Here is a 22188-nt window from a genome sequence, read left to right on the forward strand (position 1 = left end):
CCCAAAGGACTGGAACCTCTTCCGCGACCATGTCAACGTACAACCTCCTGAGAAACGCGAGGTCAGCGACGGGACGCAGGCTCCATCGGTGCTCGGCATATCAGCTGGCCCCTACGACAGCCCGCAGCCCGCGCTACTCGGCTCACGGCCCGCCCCCTCGGCCCCAAGGAGGTCCATCTGTCGAACCCCGCTATCCGATCCACCGCTTCACTGCACCCGCCCTTTTGGCGCTCGGTGCCCTGAATGCATGGACTGCCCAGGAGAAGGAGGACTACGGGGCCCTTTCCGCCGCGCTGTGTCTTTCGTTTGCGCGGCCGGGCTGTTCGGCGAGGAACTGCTGCAACATGGCTACCGCCGTGACCGTGTCGTTCTTACGTACATCGCGGTGCACCCGGGAGCCGCAACTCGGCAGGTAGGCCGCGCGGTTGGCGTCTCCGAGCGTGTTGCGGCCCATAACCTCGGTCGCCTCACCGGCGACGGGCTGGTGGTGCTTGTCACCGACGGTGCGACTTCTGCACTCCGGGCCTATCGATTGGCGCCCTGACCGAGGCTGAAACAGAGGCGAGGGCCAGTCTTTTGTCGTGCAGGGCAATACATAGCAGACGATCCCCGGTTGCCGAAACCGGGGATCGCATCAGAGCCTTGATGGTGTTCGCACCCGGCTGTACTTGGCGGTGGAGCCGTGGCGAACGCAGTAGATACCGCCGCAAAGACGCGAAGGAGGTAATGAGCGGCCCCGCCTGCTGCGCCCTGAAGTTCGTAGCGCCTCATCGCTCAAACACGGCGAGGCCCTTGTGATTCAGCATGGGCTCCCGGCGCTGTTGAACCCGCTCTGTTGCCCCGCACGCTCCCTCGCAAGGAACACCCCTCTCATGTGTCGATCCGCGATACCCCCTGCTCTTTTCCACTCAGCAACGGCAGGTCAGCACGCACTCTCCGTCAGCCCTATCGTCCGCTGCGATGGTGAGGTGCCCTCGTGACAGCGGTAGTACCGCGACCGGCGGAAACGCTGCCCGCCGCCGACGTGTGTAGCCACGCCACCCGCGCGGCCTTCCTCACGGTGAAGGACGCTGCCACGTACCTCGGTCTCTCACCGCACACCCGCTACGTCTGGAGGCACCGTCGGCAGGGGCCACCGAGCTTCCGTATGGGACCTCGTGGTCGCGTCATGTACCGACGGGAAGTCCTCGATGCCTGGATCCGCGAACAAGAACAGGCCGACGCCCGCTCCAACACGGCTCTGAGCCCGCTGAGCGCCGTTCCACAGCATCGGTCCGCGGGCACGGTCGGCGTCTGAGGCGCAACGTGTCGTGGAGTTCTGATTTCCCCCTTTGACAAGGAGACGCATTTGGCCGGATACATAGAAGATCGCTGGATCAAGAAGAAGAAGGACCCAGTAACCGGGAAAAGGGAAAGGGCAGCTCGCTACGGTAAGGGAAAGAGATATAAGGTCTCCGGCATACCTGGGATCCGGGACCGCTCCTTCGAGACCCTGGAGGACGCCAAGACGTGGCTTCGCCGGTCAGCCACGGACGAGGAGCGCGGGGAATTCGTCGACCCGCGCGATGGATCCATCACGCTGGCCGACTACATCGCGAAGCACTGGGCGCCGGGCAGGGGAGGTGTTCCGAAGACTCAGCAGGGCCGAGAGCGGCGAGTGCGGCTTCACATCATCCCGCATTTGGGTCATCTTCCGCTAAGAAGCATTACGGCAGCGGAGCTCCGCGCGTACACGGCGACGTTGGAGGCCACCGTCGCCTCGGTCGATTACCAGCGCGGCATTCTGTCACAGTTGTCCAGCATTCTGGAGGCGGCCGTTGATGACAAGCGGCTTGCCAGGAACCCTATGTGTGCGAAGTCCGTGAAGTGGCCGAAGGCGCCGCGGGAACGCCGAGAGGCGTGGTCGTTGGAGAGGGCGCTCCGAGTCCGTGACGTGATCAGCCCCCGAGACCGTATAGCCGTTGTACTCGGTCTGGGATGCGGGCTTCGTCAGGGCGAGGTGTTCGGCTTGAGCCCGGAGGACATCGACTACGCCAGGGGTGTGATTCATGTCCGTCGCCAAGTCCAAGCGATCCACGGCAAGTTGTTTTTTGCCCTGCCGAAGGGGGCCAAGACGCGTACTGTCGACATGCCCTCCTCAGTGGCCGAGGAGTTGAAGCGTCACGTGGCAGCGTTCCCGCCGGTAGAAGTGGAGCTTCCATGGGGGAAGCCGGAGGCGGACGGGCAGCGGAGGAAGGTGTCTCTTCTGCTCACCACGCGATTCGGCAACGCAGTGGCCGTGAACACGTGGAACACGTACACCTGGAAGCCGGCGCTGGCCAAGGCTGGCATCATTCCGCCGTGTCCTAAAGGGGCGAAGCCGTGGCAGTGGGCGGCGGCGCCGAAGGACGGCTTCCACGTCCTGCGGCATACCTACGCCTCCCTCCTGCTGGAGGCAGGCGAATCCGTGGTGACTTTGGCGCGGTGGCTTGGGCACTCCTCTCCGGCCATCACGCTCGGTTACTATGCTCACTTTATGTCGGAGGCAGGAAGTAGAGGGCGGACCGCCATCGATGGGCTGTTCGGAGGGGAGCGGGATGGGCGCGCCAGTCGAAACTCTCCAGATTCTCTCCAGGGCTGAGAGCGGGCGGTCTGCTGACGTGCACCACTTTGGGGTTGACCGTGAAATCTAAGGAAAAAGCTTCGTGGGGCCTGGGAAAATGCTGAGGGAGGTCGCTGCGACCCGCTATGTCACGCCCCTGCGTGAGGGTGGGTCGCTTCCCGGGCTCGTCGAGGGGGACGATCTCGGGACCTACGTCATGAAATTCACCGGCGCGGGACAGGGGCGTAAGACGCTGGTCGCGGAGGTCATCTGCGGGGAGCTCGGGCGGCGGCTCGGGCTGCGGGTGCCGGAGCTGGTGCGGATGCAGCTGGATCCGGTCATCGGGCTGAGCGAGCCGGACCAGGAGGTCCAGGCGCTGCTGAAGGCCAGTGGGGGGCTGAACCTGGGGATGGACTACCTCCCCGGGGCGTTGGGGTTCGATCCGCTCGCCTTCGAGGTGAGCGCGCGCGAGGCCGGCCGGGTGGTGTGGTTCGACGCGCTGATCAACAACGTGGACCGGTCCTGGCGCAATCCCAACCTGCTGGTGTGGCACGGCGAGCTGTGGTTGATCGACCACGGCGCGGCGATGATCTGGCACCACAACTGGCCGACCGCACAGAAGGCTTCGGCCCGGTCCTACAACGCCTCCGACCACGCGCTGGCCACGTTCGGGCCGGATGTGGCGGCTGCGGCCGAGGAGTTCGCGCCGCGGATCACCGAGGACCTGCTCACCGAGATTGCCGCGGACGTGCCGGACGAGTGGCTGGACGGCGAGCCCGGCTTCGACTCGCCGGACGAGTTGCGCGAGGCGTATGTGCGCACGCTGCTGGACCGTGCCCGGACCGTCAGCGAGCACATCACCCTCGGGGAGCCGACGAAGGACAGGCCCTCGCAGGCACCGGAGTGGCTGGCGGGCAAGTTGCCGCGGAGGGCCGTGAAGTGAGCGGAATGTACAACGGGCGCGACGTCTTCGAGTACGCGCTGCTGAAGGTCGTACCCCGGGTCGAGCGCGGGGAGATGATCAACGCGGGGGTGGTGGTGTACTGCCGTGCGCAGCGGTTCGTCGAAGCCCGTACGCACCTGGACGAGGCCCGGCTGCTGGCGCTGGATCCCACGGTGGACGTGGCCGGCGTACGGGCCGCGCTGTGTGCCGTGGAGGGCATCTGCGAGGGCGGCGCGCGGGCCGGACAGGCGGCCGGGGAGGACCCGGGGCAGCGCTTCCGCTGGCTGATCGCGCCGCGCAGCACGATCGTCCAGCCGGGACCGGTGCACACCGGTCTGACCGCCGATCCCACGGCGGAGGCGGAGCGGCTGCTGGAGCTGCTGGTGCGGTGACGGTGCGCCGAGTGCGCGGTGGACGGGGCGGGATTCCTTCGGGAGGCCGCCCCGTTCGGCGTCTGCGGGCGGGTGTGCGGTGGTGGGGCGTTGACAGGGGGTGGCCGGGCTTCTAGCGTCAGCCCTGCTGAGGCTACTAAGCGGTTGCTCACCTGGATCGGGGCGGCCGCTGGTGTTCGAGGTTTCGACGATCGAGGGTGAGGAGAACCCGCATGTCCACCACCGAGCAGCGTGTCGCCATCGTGACGGGCGCGGCCCGCGGCATCGGCGCGGCCACCGCCGTCCGCCTGGCCGCCGAGGGCCGTGCCGTCGCCGTACTCGACCTCGACGAGGCGGCCTGCAAGGACACCGTCGGGAAGATCACCGCGGCCGGCGGCAAGGCCGTCGCGATCGGCTGCGACGTCTCCGACAGCGACCAGGTGGCGGCCGCCGTCGAGCGGGTCGCGGCGGAGCTCGGCGCGCCGACCGTCCTCGTCAACAACGCGGGTGTGCTCCGCGACAACCTGCTGTTCAAGATGAGCGACAGCGACTGGGACACCGTCATGAACGTGCACCTGCGCGGCGCGTTCCTGATGTCGCGGGCCTGTCAGAAGCACATGGTGGACGCCAAGTTCGGGCGGATCGTCAACCTCTCCTCCAGCTCGGCGCTCGGCAACCGCGGCCAGGTCAACTACTCGGCGGCCAAGGCCGGTCTGCAGGGCTTCACCAAGACCCTCGCCATCGAACTCGGCAAGTTCGGCGTCACCGCGAACGCCGTCGCCCCCGGCTTCATCGCCACCGACATGACCGCCGCCACCGCCGCGCGCGTCGGGATGGACTTCGACGACTTCAAGACCGCGGCGGCCACCCAGATCCCGGTGCAGCGGGTCGGCAACCCTGACGACATCGCCAACGCCATCGCCTTCTTCACCGGCGACGCGGCCGGGTTCGTCTCCGGCCAGGTCCTGTACGTCGCCGGCGGCCCGCTGTGCTGACCGCCGGACCGACCGCAGGAACCCACGAGCAGGAGAGCGCGATATGACAGAGCAGGACAGCGGGTTCCCCGAGCCCTCCAGCAAGGTGGCCCTGATCACCGGCGGCAGCCGCGGCATCGGGTACGGCATCGCGGAGGCCCTGGTCGCCCGCGGCGACCGGGTCGTGATCACCGGACGCAACGAGGAGTCCCTCAAGGAGGCCGCCGAGAAGCTCGGCGCCGACCGGGTGCTGCCCGTCGCCGGCAAGGCGCACGACGAGGCGCACCAGGCCACCGCCGTCGAGCGGGCCATGGAGACCTTCGGCCGGGTCGACTACCTGGTCAACAACGCCGGGACGAACCCGGTGTTCGGCCCGATCGCCGACCTCGACCTCAACGTGGCGCGCAAGGTCTTCGAGACCAACGTCGTCTCGGCGCTGGGCTTCGCCCAACGCACCTGGCACGCCTGGCAGAAGGACAACGGCGGCGCGATCGTCAACATCGCCTCGATCGCCGGGGTCGCGCCCTCGCCGTTCATCGGCGCGTACGGGATCAGCAAGGCGGCGATGGTGAACCTCACCCTCCAGCTGGCCCACGAGTTCGCGCCGGCGGTACGGGTCAACTCCATCGCCCCCGCGGTGATCAAGACCAAGTTCGCCGCGGCGCTCTACGAGGACCGCGAGGAGGAGGCGGCGGCCGGCTACCCGATGGGGCGGCTGGGCGTCCCGGAGGACATCGGCGGGGCCGCGGCCTTCCTGTTGTCCGACGCGGCCGGCTGGGTCACCGGGCAGACGCTCGTCGTGGACGGCGGGCTGTTCCTGAACGCCGGGGTGTGACGCCCGGGGGCCGCCGGAGCGGGTGGCCCCCCACGGGGCTTGCCTTCGTGTGCGCTCCAAGAGGCAGAGTCCGTGGTGCCGGTCCCGACGAGGGGCCGGCGCCACGTGTGTCGAGGACCTGTCAGGGAGAGATGCCATGCACCACCGCACGCTCGGCGGCGGCGACGGACCGCGGATCAGCGCGCTGTGCCTGGGGGCCATGCCGTTCGGCACCACCGTCGACGAGCGGACCGCGTTCGCCCTCCTGGACCGCTTCGCCGAGGCCGGTGGCACCTTCGTCGACACCGCGAACAACTACGCCTGCTGGGTGCCCGGCGCGACCGGTGACGAGAGCGAGCGGGTGCTCGGGCGCTGGCTGCGCAGCCGCCGCGCGGCGGACCGCACGGTGCTGGCCACCAAGGCCGGCGCCCGGCCCGACCCGGCCCGCGGGCCCCGCTGGCCCGCCAACGCCGAGGGCCTGGGCGCCGGCGCGCTCCGCACCGCCCTCGACGGCAGCCTGCGCCGCCTGGGCACCGACCGGGTGGACCTCTACTACGCGCACGTCGAGGACCGCACCGTCCCGCTCGCGGAGACCGTCGAGACGCTGGCCGGGTTCGTCCGGGACGGCCGGGTCGGCACCCTGGGGGCCAGCAACCACGCGACCTGGCGGCTGGCCGAGGCCCGGCAGCACGCCGCCGTCCGCGGACTGCCCGGCTTCCGCGCCGTACAGCAGCGGCACACCTATCTGCGGCCGCGTCCCGAGTCGCCGACCGGCCTCCAACGGGAGACCGACGAGGAACTCCTCGACTACGCGGCCGCGCACCCCGATCTGACCCTGCTCGGCTACTCGCCCCTGGTGGAGGGCGGCTACACCCGCGCGGACCGGCCGCTCCCGGACCGCTACGACCACCCCGGGACGGTGATCCGCACGCGGGTGCTGGCGGAGGTGGCGGCGGAGTGCGGGGCCACCGCGAACCAGGTGGTGCTGGCCTGGCTGATGGGTGGCGCGGTGCCGGTGGTGCCGGTGCTCGGGGTCAGTTCCGTGGCCCAGCTCGACGAGTGCCTGGCCGCGCTGGACCTCGTCCTGGACCCGTGCCAGCGGGCCCGGCTGGACACCGCGTGAGGGGCCGGGGGATCCTGCCGTGCGGCCCGTGGCCGGCACTGTCAGTGGTCGCCGGTAGGTTCTCTCGATGAGAACGGAACGCACACCGGAGGTTGTTGACGTGGTCACCGACATGCTGCCCGAGTCCTGGCGCGGGGTCCTGGGCGAGGAGTTGGAGAAGCCCTACTTCAAGGAGCTGATCGACTTCGTCGAGCAGGAGCGGGCGGGCGGCCCGGTCTATCCGCCCCGCGAGCAGGTCTTCGCGGCGCTGGAGGCCACGCCCTTCGACCAGGTCAAGGTGCTCATCCTCGGCCAGGACCCGTACCACGGCGCCGGCCAGGGCCACGGCCTGTGCTTCTCCGTGCAGCCCGGCGTCAGGACGCCGCCGTCGCTGCGGAACATCTACAAGGAGATGAAGGAGGAGCTCGGCCACCCGATTCCGGACAACGGCTATCTGATGCCCTGGGCCCAGCAGGGCGTCCTGCTGCTGAACGCCGTCCTCACGGTCCGCGAGGGCGAGGCCAACTCACACAAGGGCAAGGGCTGGGAGAAGGTCACCGACGCGGTGATCCGCGCCGTCGCGAACCGTCCGGATCCGGCCGTCTTCGTCCTCTGGGGCAACTACGCCAAGAAGAAGCTTCCGCTGATCGACGAGGAGCGGCACGCGGTGGTCCAGGGCGCGCACCCCTCCCCGCTCTCCGCGAAGAAGTTCTTCGGCTCCCGCCCCTTCACCCAGATCAACGAGGCGATCGCCGCCCAGGGGCACACCGCGATCGACTGGCGGATCCCCGACCTGGGCTGACCGGCCACCCCTCGCGTCGCGCACACCGCGCGGACCTTTCCCCCGGCGGTTAGCGTCGGGGGGAGCCAGTGGTGGCGGCGAGCGAGGACGGGGAGTGCGCGGTGGTGGAGCAGCGCCGTGAGGCGGAGCACGACGACGGGGTACTGACCCGGATCGGCCAGGCGATCATGCTGCACCGCGCCGGCGACCGCGAGGAGGCCCGCAACCGCCTCGCCGCGCTGTGGCAGGAGATCGGGCCGCGCGGCGACGCCTTCCACCGCTGCGCCCTCGCGCACTACATGGCCGACACCCAGGACGACCCCAGGGACGCGCTGGACTGGGACCTGCGCGCCCTGGCGGAGGCGGAGAGCTTCGTCACCGAGCGGCCCGCGCGGACCGGGGCCGCGGGCGAAGCGGGCGGCCAGGGCCCCCGCCACCCCCTCGCCGCGCTGCGGGCGTTCTTCCCCGCACTCCACCTCAACCTCGCCGCCGACTACGCCGGACTCGACCGCCCGGCCGACGCCCGCGCCCAGCTCCGGCGGGCCCGCGCCTCGGTCCGCGCCCTGGCCGACGGCGAGTACCGCCGCCGCCTCACGGAGGCGATCCAGCGGCTGGAGCTGCGCATCGAGGGCGCGACCGGGCCGTTCCGATAGGAGGCCCGGCGCGGTCCGGGACCTCAGCCGCGCAGCATTCCGTCGAGGAGTTCCGCGCACGAGGTGCGCAGCGCGTCCCGGGTGGGCACCGCGGCGTGGAACTGCCCCGCGACACAGGAGAACAGCACTCCGTCGCACCAGGCCACCAGGGCCAGCGCCTGCCGCTCCGGCGCGGGGGAGCCGGCCGCCGTCAGCAGCGCCTGGACCGGTTCCCGGAAGGCCCGGCCCGCCCGGTCGTACACTTCCCGCAGCTCCGGCCGGCGGGTGGCCTCCAGCGCCAGCTCGTAACGGGCGATCAGCAGCCCGCGGTGGTGCGACAGATAGCGATGCAGGGCGAGCGCGAGCGCGTCCGCCAGGGCGGCCGGGGCGGCGGCTTCCGGGTCCGCGGCGCCCGGCATCTCCCGTGGTGCCAGCACCGCCGCCTCGCGTTCGGCCAGCCGCGTCACCGCCGCCGCCAGCAGCGCCGCCCGGGTCCGCGCGAGGTTGGAGGTGGAGCCCTGCGGCAGCCCGGCCGCCTCGTCGACGGCGCGGTGCGTCAGCCCCCGCATCCCGCGCTCCGCGAGCAGGTCCAGGGCGGTGTCGGCGATCAGCCGGTGCCGGGGGATCGGGGGCGGGGAAGCGGCGGCCGCGCGGGCGTTCATGCAGGTGAGCCTAGCGGGACGGGCCGTGGCTGACTACGGCCGTAGTGCGGTGCCGGACCGCGGCCGTGGTGCGCTGCCCGCTCGTTCGACTACAGGTGTAGTCTCTGAGGCGTTCGGAACTACAGGTGTAGTAACGCCGGGGGGACGCGCGGCCCTGCGCCGCACGCGTCGTCACCCGGCAGAGGGAGGGAGGCGGCGCCATGCCGCAGCGCACCGCACTCGTGATCGGCGGCGGGATCGGCGGGCTCACCGCCGCGGTGGCCCTGGACCGACGGGGCTGGCGGGTGACCGTCCTGGAACGGGCCGCCGCCCTGGAGCCGGTGGGCGCCGGCATCGGACTGGCCCCCAACGCCCAGCGCGCACTGGACACCCTGGACGTGGGCGACGCGGTCCGCGCCATGGCCTCCTGGCAGCTGGCCGGCGAGATCCGCCGCCCCGACGGACGACTGCTGGCCCGCACGGACAACGCCGCGGCCGTGCGGCGGTACGGCGGCCCGGTCGTGCTCGCCCACCGCGCCGACGTGATCGCCCTGCTCGCCGGCCGGCTGCCCGGCGACGCGGTCCGCACCGGCGCCCCGGCCGCCCTCGTGGACCCCGGCGATCCGCTGCGCGAGGACCGGCCCGCCCGGGTGCGGACCACCGGCCCGGACGGCGCCCCGCAGGAGCTGACCGCCGACCTCGTCGTCGCCGCCGACGGCATCCGCTCCGCCACCCGCCGGGCTCTCTTCCCCGCCCACCCCGAGCCCCGCTACGCCGGCTTCACCGCCTGGCGCTTCGTGGTGTCCGCCGCCGACGCCGCCGGGCTCGTCGACCCCGGCACCGCACACGAGACCTGGGGACCCGGCGGCCTGTGGGGCACCCTGCCGCTGCACGACGGGCGGATCTACGCGTACGCCACGGCGGCCGTCCCGCCCGGCGGCGACCGGGCCGGCGGCGACCGGCGGGCCGAACTGCGGCGCCGCTTCGGCCACTGGCACCGGCCCGTCCCGCAGCTGTTGGCCGCCGCCGACCCGGCCGCCGTGCTCCGCAACGACGTGTACGCCGCGGCGGCCCCGCCGCCCGCCTTCCACCGCGGCCGGGTCGCGCTGCTCGGCGACGCGGTGCATCCGATGACGCCCAACCTCGGCCAGGGCGGCTGCCAGGCCGTCGAGGACGCCGTCGTCCTCGCCCACGAGGCCGGCCCGGACGCGCCGCTGGACGCCGCGCTCGCCGCGTACACCCGGCAGCGGCTGCCCCGCACCATGGCCGTGGTCCGCCGGTCCGGACGCATCGGCCGGGTCTCCACCTGGCGGTCCCGGCCCGCCTGCGCCCTGCGCGGCGCCCTGGTCGCGGCCACCGCCCGCCTGGCGCCCGACCTCGCGCTGCGCGGTCTGGACGGGATCGCCGACTGGCGGCCGCCGGGCGCCCCGTAAGCTGCGGGGACCGGGTGCCCGGAGATCCCCAGGGCCCGGGCACCGGGACCGCGGAACCAAGGGAGACATCGCGTGAAGGTCGGCTGCATCGGACTCGGAGACATCGCACGGAAGGCGTACCTCCCCGTACTCGGCACGCTGCCCGGCATCGAGCTGCACCTCCAGACCCGCAACCCGGCTGCCCTGCAACAGGCCGGCGACGCCTACCGACTGACCGGGCGACAGCTCCACTCCGACCTGGACGCGCTGCTCGCCGCCGGCCCGGACGCCGTCTTCGTGCACGCCGCGACGATCGCCCACCCGGAGCTCGTGACCCGGTTGATCGAGGCCGGCGTGCCGACCTACGTGGACAAGCCGATCGCCTACGAGCTCGCCGACACCCGGCGGATCGTCGATCTCGCCGAACAGCGCGGGGTGGGGCTGGCCGTCGGCTTCAACCGCCGCTTCGCCCCTGGATACGCCGAGTGCCGGGAGCACCCCCGCGAGCTGATCCTGCTCCAGAAGAACCGCACCGGGATGCCCGAGGACCCCCGCACGCTGGTCCTCGACGACTTCATCCACGTCGTCGACACGCTGCGCTTCCTCGCGCCCGGGGAGATCGAGCACATCGACGTCCGGGCCCGGATCCGGGACGGGCTGATGGACCAGGTGGTGCTCCAGCTGTCCGGCGACGGGTTCACCGCCCTCGGCACCATGAACCGCCGCAGCGGCTCCGCCGAGGAGCTGCTGGACGTGTCCGGCCAGGACACCCGGCGCCAGGTCGTCAACCTCGCCGAGGTCGTCGACCACCAAGGTCGGCCGAGCGTCCGGCGCCGCGGCGACTGGGAGCCGGTGGCCCGTCAGCGGGGCATCGAGCAGATCGTGCTGGCCTTCCTGGACGACGTCCGGGCCGGGCGCGTGCCGTCGGCCCGGGACGCGCTGCGCACGCACGAGCTGTGCGAACGCGTGATCACCGACGCCCTCGCACAGGCCGCCGCCCGGGGCTAGCACCGACGTCCCCGGAGCGACCGGTGCCGCGCCGCCGTCCACCGGCCCGCACGACCGCGACCAGACCGTGGGCGAGCAGTGCGGCGACCGCCCCGTACAGCGCCCAGTCGCCCCACCGGGTGTACGGGCTGGTGCCGCGGGCCAGCGGCAGGTCGTAGACGGCCGCCGCGCTGCGGTCGGTGCCCAGCCGCTCGCCGATCCGCTCGCCCCGCGGGCCGTACACCGCGCTGACCCCGGTGAGCGTGGCGTGCACCATCGGGCGCCAGGTCTCCGCGGCGCGCAGCGCCCCCAGCGAGGCGTGCTGGGCCGGCGCCCAGCTGTCCTGGAACGTCGCCGTCGAGGACTGGGCGACCAGCACCTGCGCCCCGTCCGCGGCCAGCTGGCGGCTCATGTCCGGGAAGGCCGTCTCGAAGCAGACCAGCGGCCCGACCCGCAGTCCGGCCGCGGCGGGCACCGGCATCACCACCTGGTGGGTGCCGCGCCGCCGGTCACTGGTGGCGGCCTTGCCCACCTTCGTCGCCCAGCCCAGCACGGACCGGGCCGGTATGTACTCGCCGAACGGCACCAGCCGCATCTTGGCGTACCGGTCCCCGGTCAGGCCCTGCGGGCCGATGAGCACCGCGCTCTTGGAGATGCCGGCCCTGCCGGAGTCCGGCGCGTCGGCGTTCACCAGCAGGTCGGCGCCGGTGCGCCGGGACAGCGCGGCCAGCCGGGCGGCTAGCGCCGGGTGGTCCGCCGGGTCCTGGTAGAGGCTGCTCTCGCCCCAGACGACCAGGCGCACCCCGCGGCCGGCCAGCGCGCCGGTGAGCGCCTCGCTGCGGGCCAGCCGCTGGGTGGGAGTGCCGTCGGGGCCGGGCTGGACGACCGCGATCCGGACCGTCCCGGCGGGCCGGGGGAGCGGCGCCCACAGCCAGACCGCGGTGCCGGCCAGCGCGCACACCAGCAGACCGGCGACGGCGGGCCGCCGGGCGGCCGGGACGGCGAGCAGCCCCGCCAGCGCGGTGTTCACCGCCACGATCAGCAGGCTCACCAGCCACACCCCGCCGAGCGAGGCCATGCGCAGCGCGGGCGGCACCTGCCACTGGCTGGCGCCCAGCAGCCCCCAGGGCCCGCCCAAGTACTCCCAGGACCTGACCAGTTCGACCATCAGCCAGCCGGACGGCACCAGTACCAGTGCGGCGGCGGCCCGCCCCGGACCCGGTACCCCGCCCAGCAGCGCCCGCACCAGCATCCCCCAGGGCGCCCACAGCGCACCGAGCAGCAGCGCCAGCACCAGGATGAAGACGTGCAGGCTCGGCAGCAGCCAGTGGTGCACCGCCAGCATGAACCCGGCGCCGCCCAGCCAGCCGTACAGCGCCGCCCGTCGAGCGGTCCGCGCCGTGCGCAGCAACAGCAGCCACGGCACCAGCGCGGCATACGCCAGCCACCACCACGAGGGCTCCGGGAAGGCGAGGGCGGGCAGCGCGCCGGCGAGCGCGGCGGCCGGACCGCGCGTCCAGAGCGAGCCGGTCCCTCGCGTCCGGTGGCCGAGCGGTATGTCCATACGGGCTCCCTGTCGCCGTGCCTGCCCCAGCGTGTGCCGCTGTGTCCCGTCGATATCTCTTGCCACGCTCAAGGGTTGTCAGCCCTCCCGGGCTCCCGCCACTTCTCGTGCACCCGGACCGCCGCTCCCGTGAGGCGCACGGCGAGGCCCCCGCCCAAGGGGACGGGGGCCTGTCGCCGGCCGGGTGGCGGGCGTCGTCAGTTCACCAGCGAGGGTGCGGTGGACAGCTCCGGGGTGTCGCCCGGCGCGGCGCCGGCGGCCACCGCCACGTCCGCCACGTCCACCGCCTCCGTCGCGTCGACCGCGTCCGTCACGTCCGCCGGGGCCGGGCCGTCCGCAGCCCCGGAGGGTCCGCCGGCGAACTGGGTCCGGTACAGCTCGGCGTACCGGCCGTCGGCTGCCAGCAGTGTCTCGTGCGTTCCGCGCTCGACGATCCGCCCGCCCTCGACGACCAGGATCAGGTCGGCGGCCCGCACGGTCGACAGCCGGTGGGCGATCACCAGCGCGGTCCGCCCGTCCAGCGCCTCGGTGAGCGCCTCCTGGACGGCCGCCTCCGAGGTGTTGTCCAGGTGGGCGGTGGCCTCGTCCAGGATCACCACCCGGGGGTGGGCCAGCAGCAGCCGGGCGATGGTCAGCCGCTGCCGCTCGCCGCCGGAGAGACGGTAGCCGCGCTCGCCGACGACGGTGTCCAGGCCGTCGGGCAGCGAGGCGATCAACGCGTCCAGGCGGGCCCGGCGCAGCGCGTCCCACAGCTCCTCCTCGGCCGCCTCGGGGTTGGCCAGCAGCAGGTTCTCCCGGATGGACTCGTGGAAGAGGTGGCCGTCCTGGGTGACCATGCCCAGGGTGTCGCGCAGCGAGGAGGCGGTCAGGTCCCGGACGTCCACCCCGCCCAACCGCACCGCGCCGGAGTCCGCGTCGTACAGCCGCGGCAGCAGCTGGGCGATGGTCGACTTGCCGGCGCCGGAGGAGCCGACCAGGGCCACCATCTGGCCCGGCTCGGCGCGGAAGGAGACGTCGTGCAGGACCTCCTCGCCGCCCCGGGTGTCGAGGGTGGCGACCTCCTCCAGGGAGGCCAGCGACACCTTGTCGGCGGACGGGTAGCCGAAGCGCACCGCGTCGAACTCCACCGACACCGGGCCGGTGGGCACCGGACGGGCGTCCGGCCGCTCGGTGATCAGCGGCTCGAGGTCCAGCACCTCGAAGACCCGCTCGAAGCTGACCAGCGCGCTCATCACCTCGATGTGGGCGCCGGACAGCGCGGTCAGCGGGGCGTACAGCCGGGTGAGCAGCAGGGCCAGCGAGACGATCGCGCCCGGCTCCAGCTGCCCGCGCAGCGCCAGGAACCCGCCCAGCCCGTAGACCACGGCCAGCGCCAGCGCGGAGACCAGGGTGAGCGCGGTGACGAAGTACGTCTGCACCATCGCCGAGCGGACGCCGATGTCGCGCACCCGGCGGGCCCGGGCGGCGAACTCCGCTGACTCCCGCGCCGGTCGGCCCATCAGCTTCACGAGGGTGGCGCCGGGCGCGGAGAACCGCTCGGTCATCTGGGTGCCCATCGCGGCGTTGTGGTCGGCGCCCTCCCTGCGCAGCGCCGCCAGCCGTCGACCGACCAGCCGGGCGGGCAGCACGAACACCGGCAGCAGCACCAGGGCGATCAGCGTGATCTGCCAGGAGAGGCTGAGCATCACGCCGAGCGTGAGCAGCAGGGTGACGATGTTGCTGACCACTCCGGACAGGGTGTCGCTGAACGCCCGCTGGGCGCCGATCACATCGTTGTTGAGCCGGCTGACCAGCGCTCCGGTGCGGGTGCGGGTGAAGAAGGCGATCGGCATCCGCTGGACGTGGTCGTAGACGGTGGTGCGCAGGTCGAGGATGAGCCCCTCGCCGATGCCCGCCGACAGCCGGCGGGTCAGCAGCCCCAGCCCCGCCTCGGCGACGGCGATCGCCGCGATCAGCCCGGACAGCCCCAGGACCAGTCCGGGCGAGGTGCGGCCGACGATCGCGTCCACCACCCGCCCGGCGAGCAGCGGGGTGGCCACCGCGAGCAGCGCGGTGACGGTGCTCAGCACCAGGAACCACACCAGCATCCGGCGGTGCGGGCGGGCGAAGGCCGCGATCCGGCGCAGCGTGCCCCGGGAGAGGCGGTGCTTGCCCTGTTGGGCGGTCATCGTGCTGTGCAGCGAATGCCAGGCGGTGACTTCCATGTCCATCGCGGCCTCCTGATTGCCGGGTCGTCACGGGATCGCCGTGCGTGACCGGCGACATGAAAGAACCTAGAACCTAAACCAATCTTGAGGTCAAGGGATTCCCGCACCGTCACCCCGCGGGGCTACCCGCACCGCGCCCCGTTCCCCCCACCGGGCCGTCGCCACGATGGCCGCCATGCGGGACGGGGGAGCGCACGGCACAGGGAACGCCCGCACGGCCGTCACGGCGACACTGCTGCTGCCGTCGCGGCTGACCGCCTCCGCCGCCCGGCTCCGCGACACCGCCCGCCGACGCGGACGGCACACCCCGACGCGGCGGCCTTCGGCGCCGAACTCCTCGCCCGTCACGGCTCGACCCTGCCCTCCGCGATCGTCGTCGACGTCGGCCGCACCGAAGGCCGTTGGGTGGTCGTCGGGGCCAACGCGGCCTGGGCGAGCGGGTGTTACGCCGCCGACCCGGAAGCGGCGCTGGACACCGTCCTGCGGGCCGCCGGGCCGCCGGGCCGCCGGGCCGCCGGGCCACGGTCCCGGCTGGCCCCGCGCGACCTGCCGTTCGTCCGCCGCGCAGGGTGAGACGACCTACGGCTGGAGGGGACCCTCCCAGACCACCGGCGCGGCCGGGCCGTCGTCGTCGCCCTCCCCCTCGCCGGTCACCGTCAGCCGCACGCCCTCCCGGCCGTCGGCCAGCGTGACCGTGGCGTCCACCACGACCTGGGCCGAGGCCGCCGCCCGGGCCACCTCCGCCAACGCCCGCCCCACCGCGGCGACCAGCGCCCGGGCGCACTCCGCGCCGACCCGCGCGTCCACCGGCCCGACGAAGTGCACCGACGGCCGGGTACCCAGCACCGCGGTGGCCGCGCCGGCCTCCCGCAGGATCCGGGTGCGCGGCCCGGCCGGCACCTCCGGCGGCCCCTGCTGGAGCGCGATGATCGCGGTGCGGATCTCCTGGATCGTCGCGTCCAACTCGTCCACCGCCCGCCCCACGTCCTCCGTGACCTCCGGGAGGACGGCCGTGCGCTGGGCGCTCTCCAGCAGCATCCCGGTGGCGAACAGCCGCTGGATCACCAGGTCGTGCAGATCGCGGGCGATCCGGTCCCGGTCCTCGTAGACCGCGAGCCGCTCCCGGTCGCGGTGGCGGTCGGCCAGCACGAGCGCCAGCGCCGCCTGGGACGCGAACTGGGTGCCCAGGGTCCGTTCCAGATGGGTGAAGCGGGTGTCGCCGCAAGCCCGGCACAGGGCCAGCGCGCCCAACACCCGGCCGCCGCTGTGCAGCGGCAGCAGCATCGTCGGCCCGTAGTGGCGCGACAGCGGGGAGATCGAGCGGGGGTCGCCGGCGAAGTCGTCGGAGAAGACCGCCAGCCCGGCGTGGATCTGGTGCAGGACCGGGCTCTCCGGCGGGATCGTGCCGCCGTACGTCTCCGCCCGCACCGACTCGGACAGCACCGTGGAGATCGCCACCACCTCCATGGCGCCGTCGGACTGCGGCAGCAGCACCGCCCCGGTCGCCGCCTCGGCCAGCTCCCGGCCCTTCTCGGCCACCACCGTCAGCGCGTGCTCCGTGGTGGAGCCGGTCTCCGGGCCGGCCAGCAGTGCCGTGGTCACCGACGCCGCCCCGTCGATCCAGCGCCGGCGCTGCCGGGCCGCGGCGTGCATCCGGGCGTTGCCCATCGCGATCCCGGCCTCGGTGGCCAGCACCCGCACCAGATGCAGATCCACCTCGCTGAACCGCCCCGCCTCCGCACCGGGCCCCGCACCCTGCCCGGCCGCACCGCCGTCCGGCTGCCCGGCCACGAAGACGCTCCCGAACAGCTCGCCCCGCACCTTGATCGGCACCCGCAGGGTGAACGGGGCGGCCGGCCGGCCCTCGGGCGGGGTGCCGTGGGTGATCAGGTCGCGCAGCCCGTCGCCGTCCTCGTCCAGCACCTCCACGGCCGCATAGCGGGCGCCGGTCAGCGACGCGGCGGTCTCGGCGATCCGGTGCAGCACCCGGTGCACGTCGAGGTCGGAGCCGATGGCGACCATCGCCTCCAGCAGCTGCGGCAGCCGGGTCAGCGGGCCGCCGGCCAGATGCCGCAGGCTCTGCGCGGTCCGCTCGGCGAGCACCGCCGCCGAGCTGTCGACCCCGGCACCTTCGTGCGGGTCGGCGGGTTCGGAGAACGGCGGCGAATGCGGCATGGAGACGACTTCTGAGCTGGCGCGGTGCGGCGCGGTGCGGCGCGGAAACGATACGGCTCCGACCAGTCTAATTCGCCCGGAAGGGTGGCATCGGGGCGGCTACGGTCCCACTCGGGCCGGAGCGCTGCCGCACCCCGCCCCGACCCCGGACGCCGCGGATCAGGCCGGCAGCGCCGCCTCGATCGCCGCGACCAGTTCCGCCGCCTCGGGCTCCGTGCGCGGCCGGAAACGGCCGGTCACCGCGCCGGTGTGGTCGATCGGGACTTCTCGGGTTTCCCTCCAATGAACAGACCCTGTGACCTGGGGGAAATGTGGCACGGCGCCCTGCCGGGAACGATCCCTATGGGGCGCCGTCAGGTTACGGCGACCGTCAGTGTGGAGTGGGCGCGGCGGTCGGCTGGTAGAGGGCCGTGAGCCGGGCTGTCGCCTCCTCGCGGAAGTCCCGGACTTCGGTGCAGCGTTGGCTCATCACGAACTCGCCCAGCGTGCTGGTGGCCAGCGCGCCGACGTCGCTCGCGGTGAGCTGCACTGCGCCGGTCATGTTGTTGATCGACGCGACCGCCCCAGTAACGGACGGGAGTTGGGCGGCGGGTACGCAGCCGGTGTCGTCGAGCTGAGCGACGCCACCTGGGGCGCCCGCCGCGGCGGTGGGGATCGCTCCGAAGTCGGCCGCGGTGACCGTGACTTCGGCGGCAGCGTGGCCGTTGCCAGATGGAACTGGGCCGTCGACTCCCGGGGTACCCCGCTCGCCGCGTGCGCCCTGGGGGCCCGGCTTGTCCTGGGTCCCGGTCGGGCCCCGTTGGCACTCCGGGTCGCGCGGGCCGACCAGAGACGCGAGCCAGTCGGCCGGGGCACCCGTGAATCCGCGCAGTTCGCCGGAGACCCTCAGACATGGGTCAAGGGCCTTGCCCACGGATATACGGCAAGGTTCAGGGGTAACGACGCATACCTGCCCGCGGAAGCAAACGCCACAGCCGGCGTCACCATTGGCTGCCCTGGCACCAGGCGATGCCGGTGCCAGGGCCCGGGGGATGACGTCAGCTGCCGGGAACGTGAGCTGCGCCGGTGCGCGGGAGGTGACGGAGCCGGACAGGAGCCGGCCGTCGGGGGCGAGGAGACGACGGGCGACATCGACGGTGGGGATCGACCGGCGATATCGACGGTGGGGATGGAGTCGGGAAGCGTGCATCGCCTCACCCTCATGTCCCGGCACCACGCCGTACAGGTGCCGGGGCCGTTGCTGCGCCGGGCCTGGACGAGCAGGGGCGATACGCAGCCGTGCGCGAGGTATCTGCGCGTGCCGTTGCGGGCCGCGAGCTCGTTCACGTCGTGTAAGCGTGCAAAAGACTTCCGTTGCCACGGGCTTGCGTCGGAACAGCCGGCGGCAACAGGTCTTGTACAGCCCGAGAAGAAGGGTTCGCGAGCCCCGTGTCATTGCTGGTCCCGCCGGTGGTTGATCCCGGCAGCCTCAGTTCGTCAACTCAGCCGACTCTCGTAGCGGGTGACCTGGTCTTGCGGCCGTGGGAGTTGAAGGATGTTCCCGTCGTCCGTATGGCTTTTGCTGATCCGGAGATTCGGCAGTGGACCCTGCTTTCGGGGAGTTCGGACGATGACGCGCGTGCGTGGATCAACCGGTGGGTGCAGTCCTGGAAGGACGAAACCGCGATTGGTTGGGCCGTGGTTCCACCCAGCGGAGTGCCGGTAGGCCATATTGCCTTGCAACAGCTCAACCTCCCGCGTGGCACCGGACGTACTACCTGCTGGTTGCTGCGGAGCAGCCGCGGCTGCGGCTGGGGCTATCGTGCTCGGCAAAGGGTGGCCCGTTGGGCCTTTGACGACGTCGGCCTGCATCGTCTCGCCCTTGCACATGCGACTGCCAACGAAGCGTCCTGCCGGTCTGCGTTGAAGGCCGGGTTTGCGGCAGAAGGCGTGCGGCGAAGTGCCGAACTCCACCTCGACGGCTGGCACGACATGCACGAACACGGGTGTGTTCAGGGCGATCTACCAACGGCAGACACGCCCCGTCACAGTGGCGTACGCCCTGGAGGGGCCGCCGACGCCGTCGAGAACCCGGACGAGTACCCGCAGGGTGTCTTCGAGGCGGCGCGGGATGAGCTGGTGGCCGAGCGGGACCAGCCGAGTGGGAGACGCTGACCGTGCCGAGCGGAACCTGATCCCGCGGAAGCCGATGGGGTGCGTCGTGCTGCACCGGCGTCCGGGGCCGACCCTGACCCCGGACGCCGCGGATCAGGCCGGCAGCGCCGCCTCGATCGCCGCGACCAGTTCCGCCGCCTCGGGCTCCGTGCGCGGCCGGAAGCGGCCGGCCACCGCGCCGGTGTGGTCGATCAGGAACTTCTCGAAGTTCCACTGGACGTCGCCGGCCGCGCCCTCGGAGTCCGGGGTGCCGGTCAGCTCGGCGTACAGCGGGTGCCGGTCCGCGCCGTTGACGTCGGTCTTCTCGAACAACGGGAAGCTGACGCCGTACGTCGTCGAGCAGAAGGTGGCGATCTCCTCGGCCGTGCCGGGCTCCTGGCCCGCGAACTGGTTGCTGGGGAAGCCCAGCACGCTGAACCCGCGGTCGGCGAACTGCTGCTGGAGCCGCTCCAGCCCCGTGTACTGCGGGGTCAGCCCGCACTTGGACGCCACGTTCACCACCAGCAGGGCCTTGCCCTGATAGTCGGCCAGGGAAGCGGGCTCACCGGTCAGGGTGCGCAGCGGGATGTCGTACAGGCTCATGCTCGGGCTCCTCCATGCGGTTCCGTGGACGGGGACGTCCGTCTTCGCCCCCAACAACCGTGCCCGGCCTGATCTTCCCGGGTTCGTCGACCGGCCAGCTGACCGCCGGACGCAGCGTGCCGGCCCGCCACTCCCTGAGCAACTGGTCGAAGATCGGCGTGTCCTCGTCGACGGGGCGCCGGGGGGCGGGCGGCGGCAGCCGGGGCGGCTGGTGCGGCAGCGAGATGCGCTGGAAGGGGTGGGCCGGGGTCTTCTTGGCGTCCATGCCTGGTCTCAACACCAGATCGCCCCGGGAGTTGCGGCATCGGGCCGGTCCACGCGTCAGATGCGCCTGCGGCGGTGACGGTCAGAAGATACGTTCCAGGGGCCGGCGGAGCGGCTGCCCGTCCCGTCGGCCCCTGGTGTGCCGTCCGACGGATCCGTCGGCACCGGCGGACTCAGGCGCGGCGGAGCAGCCCGCCCAGCACCTCCCGCAGGGCCCCCTCCGGGTCGGCCACCCGCCCGTCCGCGCGCCACGCCACGAAACCGTCCGGCCGCACCAGCACCGCGCCCTCCGGCGCCGTCCCGTGCACCTCGGCCCAGTCGACGCCCTCCTCCGGGACCAGGTCGGCGTCGGCGTCGGTGCCGATGCGGTAGTGGTCCAGACAGGCCGACCAGTGTGCCGCGGCGGCCTCCGCCGCGGCGCGCCAGATCTTGCCGTCCTCGGTGCCGGTCAGCAGGACGAACGACCGCTCGTAGAGGTCCAGCGTGGAGCGCCGCGCGCCGTCCCCGTGCAGCCACAGGTGCGGGGCCCGGGTGCCCGGCTCGCCGGTGAGCCGCAGCTGCTCCGGGACGACCGGCAGTTCGGGGTCGGCGCCGATCACCGCGCCCGACGGGTAGCAGTAGCCGAGGGCGACGGTCAGCACCCCGCGCTGCCGGCCGCCGCCACCGGGCGCCGGGTCGTAGCCGGGGTGGCTGTGCTCGGCGGACCGGGCCGAGGCGCGGGCGCTGGTCACCTCGGCCACCGGCCGGCGCTCCTCCTCGTAGGTGTCCAGCAGCGCGGGGGCCGCGGCGCCGTCGAGCACCGCGGCCAGTTTCCAGGCGAGATTGTGCGCGTCCTGGATGCCGGTGTTGGAGCCGAACGCCCCCGTGGGGGACATCTCGTGGGCGGCGTCGCCGGCGAGGAAGATCCGGCCGGCGGAGTACCGCTCGGCGACCCGCTCCGCGGCGTGCCAGGGCGCCTTGCCGGTGATCTCGACCGCCATGTCGGGCACGCCGGTCGCCCGGCGGATGTGCGCGACGCACCGCTCGTCGGTGAAGTCCTCCAGCGTCTCGCCGCGCTCGGGGTGCCAGGGCGCGTGGAAGACCCACTCCTCGCGGTTGTCGACCGGCAGCAGGGCCCCGTCGGCCTCGGGGTCGGTCAGGTAGCAGGCGATGAAGCGGCGGTCACCGACCACGTCCGCCAGCTCCCGGGCCCGGAAGGTGATGCTGACGTTGTGGAAGAGGTCGCCGGGGCCCCTCTGGCCGATGCCCAGCCGCTCCCGCACCGGGCTGCGCGGGCCGTCCGCGGCGATGAGGTAGTCGGCGCGCAGGGTGGTGTGCTCGCCGGTGTTCCGGTCCTCGACGACCGCGGTCACCCCGTCGGCGTCCTGCTCGAAGGTCGTCAGCTCGGTGCTGAACCGCAGGTCGCCGCCGAGTTCGCGGGCGCATCGCAGCAGCACCGGCTCCAGGTCGTTCTGGCTGCACAGACACCACGCGGCCGGGCTGAACCTGGCCAGGCCGCCGCCCGGGTCGATCTCCCGGAACAGCCACTCCTGGTCGTCCCCCGTCAGCGAACGGGCCTGGAGGATGCCGTGGTTGTCGGCGAGGACCGAGGCGGCCTCGCGGATCGGGTCCTCGGCGCCGGCGACCCGGTACAGCTCCATGGTGCGGACGTTGTTCCCCCGTCCGCGGGGGTGCCGTGAGGTGTCCGCGTGCTTCTCGACCAGGACGTGGGGGACGCCCAGGCGTCCCAGGAAGAGCGAGGCGGACAGGCCCACCAGGGACCCGCCCACGATGAGTACCGGCACCCGGTCCTCGACCCTTGGGTTCATGTACGTGGCTCCAGCTCCAGCGGCGCGTACGGGAGATGGAGCAACGCATGCCCGGCCGGTGGTCCCTTCCATCACGGTTCACCTGCATGGCTCACAGATCTCGCGCCGACCGTGGGTCTTGGCCACGATCGAATCCGGACCGCCGCCCGCGAAACGCCGGGGGCCGGACGTCCGCCCATCCGGCTCAGCCGCCCGG

20 protein-coding genes and 2 pseudogenes are annotated in these 22188 nt (G+C 72.7%); 13 read left to right on the forward strand and 9 right to left on the reverse strand.

Annotated features, from left to right (window positions below; translation table 11 throughout):
* The first annotated feature begins 1060 nt into the window (after positions 1–1060).
* The 9 genes from SNOUR_RS43540 to SNOUR_RS33570 all read left to right on the forward strand — a co-directional run bounded on the left by SNOUR_RS43540 (position 1061) and on the right by SNOUR_RS33570 (position 8219).
* Positions 1061–1297, forward strand: coding sequence for a helix-turn-helix transcriptional regulator (locus tag SNOUR_RS43540; protein ID WP_079143617.1), 237 nt, complete (start codon positions 1061–1063; stop codon positions 1295–1297).
* A gap of 51 nt (positions 1298–1348) precedes the next feature.
* Positions 1349–2620, forward strand: coding sequence for a tyrosine-type recombinase/integrase (locus SNOUR_RS33535; RefSeq protein WP_174717923.1), 1272 nt, complete (start codon positions 1349–1351; stop codon positions 2618–2620).
* Between the two features lie 79 nt (positions 2621–2699).
* On the forward strand, positions 2700–3524 hold the full coding sequence (locus SNOUR_RS33540; RefSeq protein ID WP_067354584.1) for a HipA family kinase: 825 nt from the start codon (positions 2700–2702) through the stop codon (positions 3522–3524).
* Positions 3521–3916: a DUF3037 domain-containing protein gene (locus tag SNOUR_RS33545; RefSeq protein ID WP_039638329.1), complete on the forward strand. Its 396-nt coding sequence runs from the start codon at positions 3521–3523 to the stop codon at positions 3914–3916. Before SNOUR_RS33540 ends, SNOUR_RS33545 begins: the two co-directional genes overlap by 4 nt.
* Positions 3917–4128: 212 nt before the next feature.
* The gene (gene fabG, locus SNOUR_RS33550; protein ID WP_067354586.1) at positions 4129–4890 is read left to right on the forward strand and encodes a 3-oxoacyl-ACP reductase FabG; all 762 of its coding nucleotides are present in this window, start codon (positions 4129–4131) and stop codon (positions 4888–4890) included.
* Positions 4891–4933: 43 nt separating this feature from the next.
* Positions 4934–5704, forward strand: coding sequence for an SDR family oxidoreductase (locus SNOUR_RS33555; protein WP_067354589.1), 771 nt, complete (start codon positions 4934–4936; stop codon positions 5702–5704).
* A 136-nt stretch (positions 5705–5840) separates the two neighbouring features.
* Positions 5841–6806 (forward strand): aldo/keto reductase, encoded by a 966-nt coding sequence (locus SNOUR_RS33560; RefSeq protein ID WP_067354591.1) that lies wholly within the window; start codon positions 5841–5843, stop codon positions 6804–6806.
* Between the two features lie 67 nt (positions 6807–6873).
* Entirely contained in the window at positions 6874–7587 is a 714-nt protein-coding gene (locus SNOUR_RS33565; RefSeq protein ID WP_067354593.1) for a uracil-DNA glycosylase, read from the forward strand.
* Between the two features lie 71 nt (positions 7588–7658).
* Positions 7659–8219 (forward strand): hypothetical protein, encoded by a 561-nt coding sequence (locus tag SNOUR_RS33570; RefSeq protein WP_079143026.1) that lies wholly within the window; start codon positions 7659–7661, stop codon positions 8217–8219.
* A gap of 23 nt (positions 8220–8242) precedes the next feature.
* On the opposite strand, the gene SNOUR_RS33575 is transcribed toward SNOUR_RS33570, so the two are convergent.
* Positions 8243–8860 carry a TetR/AcrR family transcriptional regulator gene (locus tag SNOUR_RS33575; RefSeq protein WP_067354596.1) on the reverse strand — a complete coding sequence of 206 codons (618 nt, stop codon included), beginning with the start codon at positions 8858–8860 and terminating at the stop codon, positions 8243–8245.
* Positions 8861–9060: 200 nt separating this feature from the next.
* Here SNOUR_RS33575 and SNOUR_RS33580 point away from each other — a divergent pair, with 200 nt between their 5' ends.
* On the forward strand, positions 9061–10272 hold the full coding sequence (locus SNOUR_RS33580; RefSeq protein ID WP_067354599.1) for an FAD-dependent monooxygenase: 1212 nt from the start codon (positions 9061–9063) through the stop codon (positions 10270–10272).
* Positions 10273–10344: 72 nt separating this feature from the next.
* Entirely contained in the window at positions 10345–11259 is a 915-nt protein-coding gene (locus tag SNOUR_RS33585) for a Gfo/Idh/MocA family protein (RefSeq protein ID WP_067354602.1), read from the forward strand.
* On the opposite strand, the gene lnt is transcribed toward SNOUR_RS33585, so the two are convergent.
* Together lnt and SNOUR_RS33595 are read right to left on the reverse strand one after the other, a co-directional pair.
* Positions 11222–12802 carry an apolipoprotein N-acyltransferase gene (gene lnt, locus SNOUR_RS33590; protein WP_067354605.1) on the reverse strand — a complete coding sequence of 527 codons (1581 nt, stop codon included), beginning with the start codon at positions 12800–12802 and terminating at the stop codon, positions 11222–11224. The genes SNOUR_RS33585 and lnt overlap by 38 nt on opposite strands.
* 197 nt (positions 12803–12999) lie before the next feature.
* Positions 13000–15012, reverse strand: coding sequence for an ABC transporter ATP-binding protein (locus SNOUR_RS33595; protein ID WP_067354608.1), 2013 nt, complete (start codon positions 15010–15012; stop codon positions 13000–13002).
* Positions 15013–15318: 306 nt separating this feature from the next.
* On the opposite strand from SNOUR_RS33595, the pseudogene SNOUR_RS49305 reads away from it, so the two are divergent.
* A pseudogene (locus tag SNOUR_RS49305) lies at positions 15319–15582 on the forward strand (ATP-grasp domain-containing protein); the annotation flags it as partial.
* A 6-nt stretch (positions 15583–15588) separates the two neighbouring features.
* Here the strand turns inward: SNOUR_RS49305 and SNOUR_RS33605 are convergent.
* From SNOUR_RS33605 to SNOUR_RS47520, 3 genes and pseudogenes are all read right to left on the reverse strand, one after another.
* A complete protein-coding gene (locus SNOUR_RS33605) occupies positions 15589–17031 on the reverse strand; it encodes a sensor histidine kinase (RefSeq protein WP_446677952.1) in 1443 nt (480 codons plus the stop codon).
* 312 nt (positions 17032–17343) lie between these two features.
* Positions 17344–17442: pseudogene (locus SNOUR_RS48570) on the reverse strand (glutathione peroxidase); the annotation flags it as partial.
* 112 nt (positions 17443–17554) lie between these two features.
* Positions 17555–18097: a hypothetical protein gene (locus tag SNOUR_RS47520; RefSeq protein ID WP_067354613.1), complete on the reverse strand. Its 543-nt coding sequence runs from the start codon at positions 18095–18097 to the stop codon at positions 17555–17557.
* 536 nt (positions 18098–18633) lie between these two features.
* Between SNOUR_RS47520 and SNOUR_RS43550 the strand changes: the two genes are divergently transcribed.
* Positions 18634–19338: a GNAT family N-acetyltransferase gene (locus SNOUR_RS43550; protein ID WP_312636158.1), complete on the forward strand. Its 705-nt coding sequence runs from the start codon at positions 18634–18636 to the stop codon at positions 19336–19338.
* Positions 19339–19431: 93 nt separating this feature from the next.
* Here the strand turns inward: SNOUR_RS43550 and SNOUR_RS33615 are convergent, their stop codons facing one another.
* The 3 genes from SNOUR_RS33615 to SNOUR_RS33620 all read right to left on the reverse strand — a co-directional run bounded on the left by SNOUR_RS33615 (position 19432) and on the right by SNOUR_RS33620 (position 21992).
* Positions 19432–19920, reverse strand: a complete 489-nt coding sequence (locus SNOUR_RS33615) for a glutathione peroxidase (protein ID WP_067354615.1) — start codon at positions 19918–19920, stop codon at positions 19432–19434.
* On the reverse strand, positions 19880–20185 hold the full coding sequence (locus SNOUR_RS46500) for a hypothetical protein (protein ID WP_159425961.1): 306 nt from the start codon (positions 20183–20185) through the stop codon (positions 19880–19882). The genes SNOUR_RS33615 and SNOUR_RS46500 overlap by 41 nt, the downstream gene beginning before the upstream one ends.
* A 172-nt stretch (positions 20186–20357) precedes the next feature.
* Positions 20358–21992 carry an FAD-dependent oxidoreductase gene (locus SNOUR_RS33620; RefSeq protein ID WP_067354618.1) on the reverse strand — a complete coding sequence of 545 codons (1635 nt, stop codon included), beginning with the start codon at positions 21990–21992 and terminating at the stop codon, positions 20358–20360.
* Positions 21993–22188 lie beyond the last annotated feature (196 nt).

Source organism: Streptomyces noursei ATCC 11455, from assembly GCF_001704275.1.
Taxonomy (GTDB): domain Bacteria; phylum Actinomycetota; class Actinomycetes; order Streptomycetales; family Streptomycetaceae; genus Streptomyces; species Streptomyces noursei.

Excerpts from the sequence above, each read along its gene's own strand:
- SNOUR_RS33540 (WP_067354584.1), top strand. The coding sequence starts at position 2,700 with ATGCTGAGGGAGGTCGCTGCGACCCGCTATGTCACGCCCCTGCGTGAG.
- fabG (WP_067354586.1), top strand. The coding sequence starts at position 4,129 with ATGTCCACCACCGAGCAGCGTGTCGCCATCGTGACGGGCGCGGCCCGC.
- SNOUR_RS33555 (WP_067354589.1), top strand. The coding sequence starts at position 4,934 with ATGACAGAGCAGGACAGCGGGTTCCCCGAGCCCTCCAGCAAGGTGGCC.
- SNOUR_RS33560 (WP_067354591.1), top strand. The coding sequence starts at position 5,841 with ATGCACCACCGCACGCTCGGCGGCGGCGACGGACCGCGGATCAGCGCG.
- SNOUR_RS33565 (WP_067354593.1), top strand. The coding sequence starts at position 6,874 with ATGAGAACGGAACGCACACCGGAGGTTGTTGACGTGGTCACCGACATG.
- SNOUR_RS33575 (WP_067354596.1), bottom strand. The coding sequence starts at position 8,860 with ATGAACGCCCGCGCGGCCGCCGCTTCCCCGCCCCCGATCCCCCGGCAC.
- SNOUR_RS33580 (WP_067354599.1), top strand. The coding sequence starts at position 9,061 with ATGCCGCAGCGCACCGCACTCGTGATCGGCGGCGGGATCGGCGGGCTC.
- lnt (WP_067354605.1), bottom strand. The coding sequence starts at position 12,802 with ATGGACATACCGCTCGGCCACCGGACGCGAGGGACCGGCTCGCTCTGG.
- SNOUR_RS33595 (WP_067354608.1), bottom strand. The coding sequence starts at position 15,012 with ATGGACATGGAAGTCACCGCCTGGCATTCGCTGCACAGCACGATGACC.
- SNOUR_RS33605 (WP_446677952.1), bottom strand. The coding sequence starts at position 17,031 with ATGGTCGCCATCGGCTCCGACCTCGACGTGCACCGGGTGCTGCACCGG.
- SNOUR_RS33615 (WP_067354615.1), bottom strand. The coding sequence starts at position 19,920 with ATGAGCCTGTACGACATCCCGCTGCGCACCCTGACCGGTGAGCCCGCT.
- SNOUR_RS46500 (WP_159425961.1), bottom strand. The coding sequence starts at position 20,185 with ATGGACGCCAAGAAGACCCCGGCCCACCCCTTCCAGCGCATCTCGCTG.
- SNOUR_RS33620 (WP_067354618.1), bottom strand. The coding sequence starts at position 21,992 with ATGAACCCAAGGGTCGAGGACCGGGTGCCGGTACTCATCGTGGGCGGG.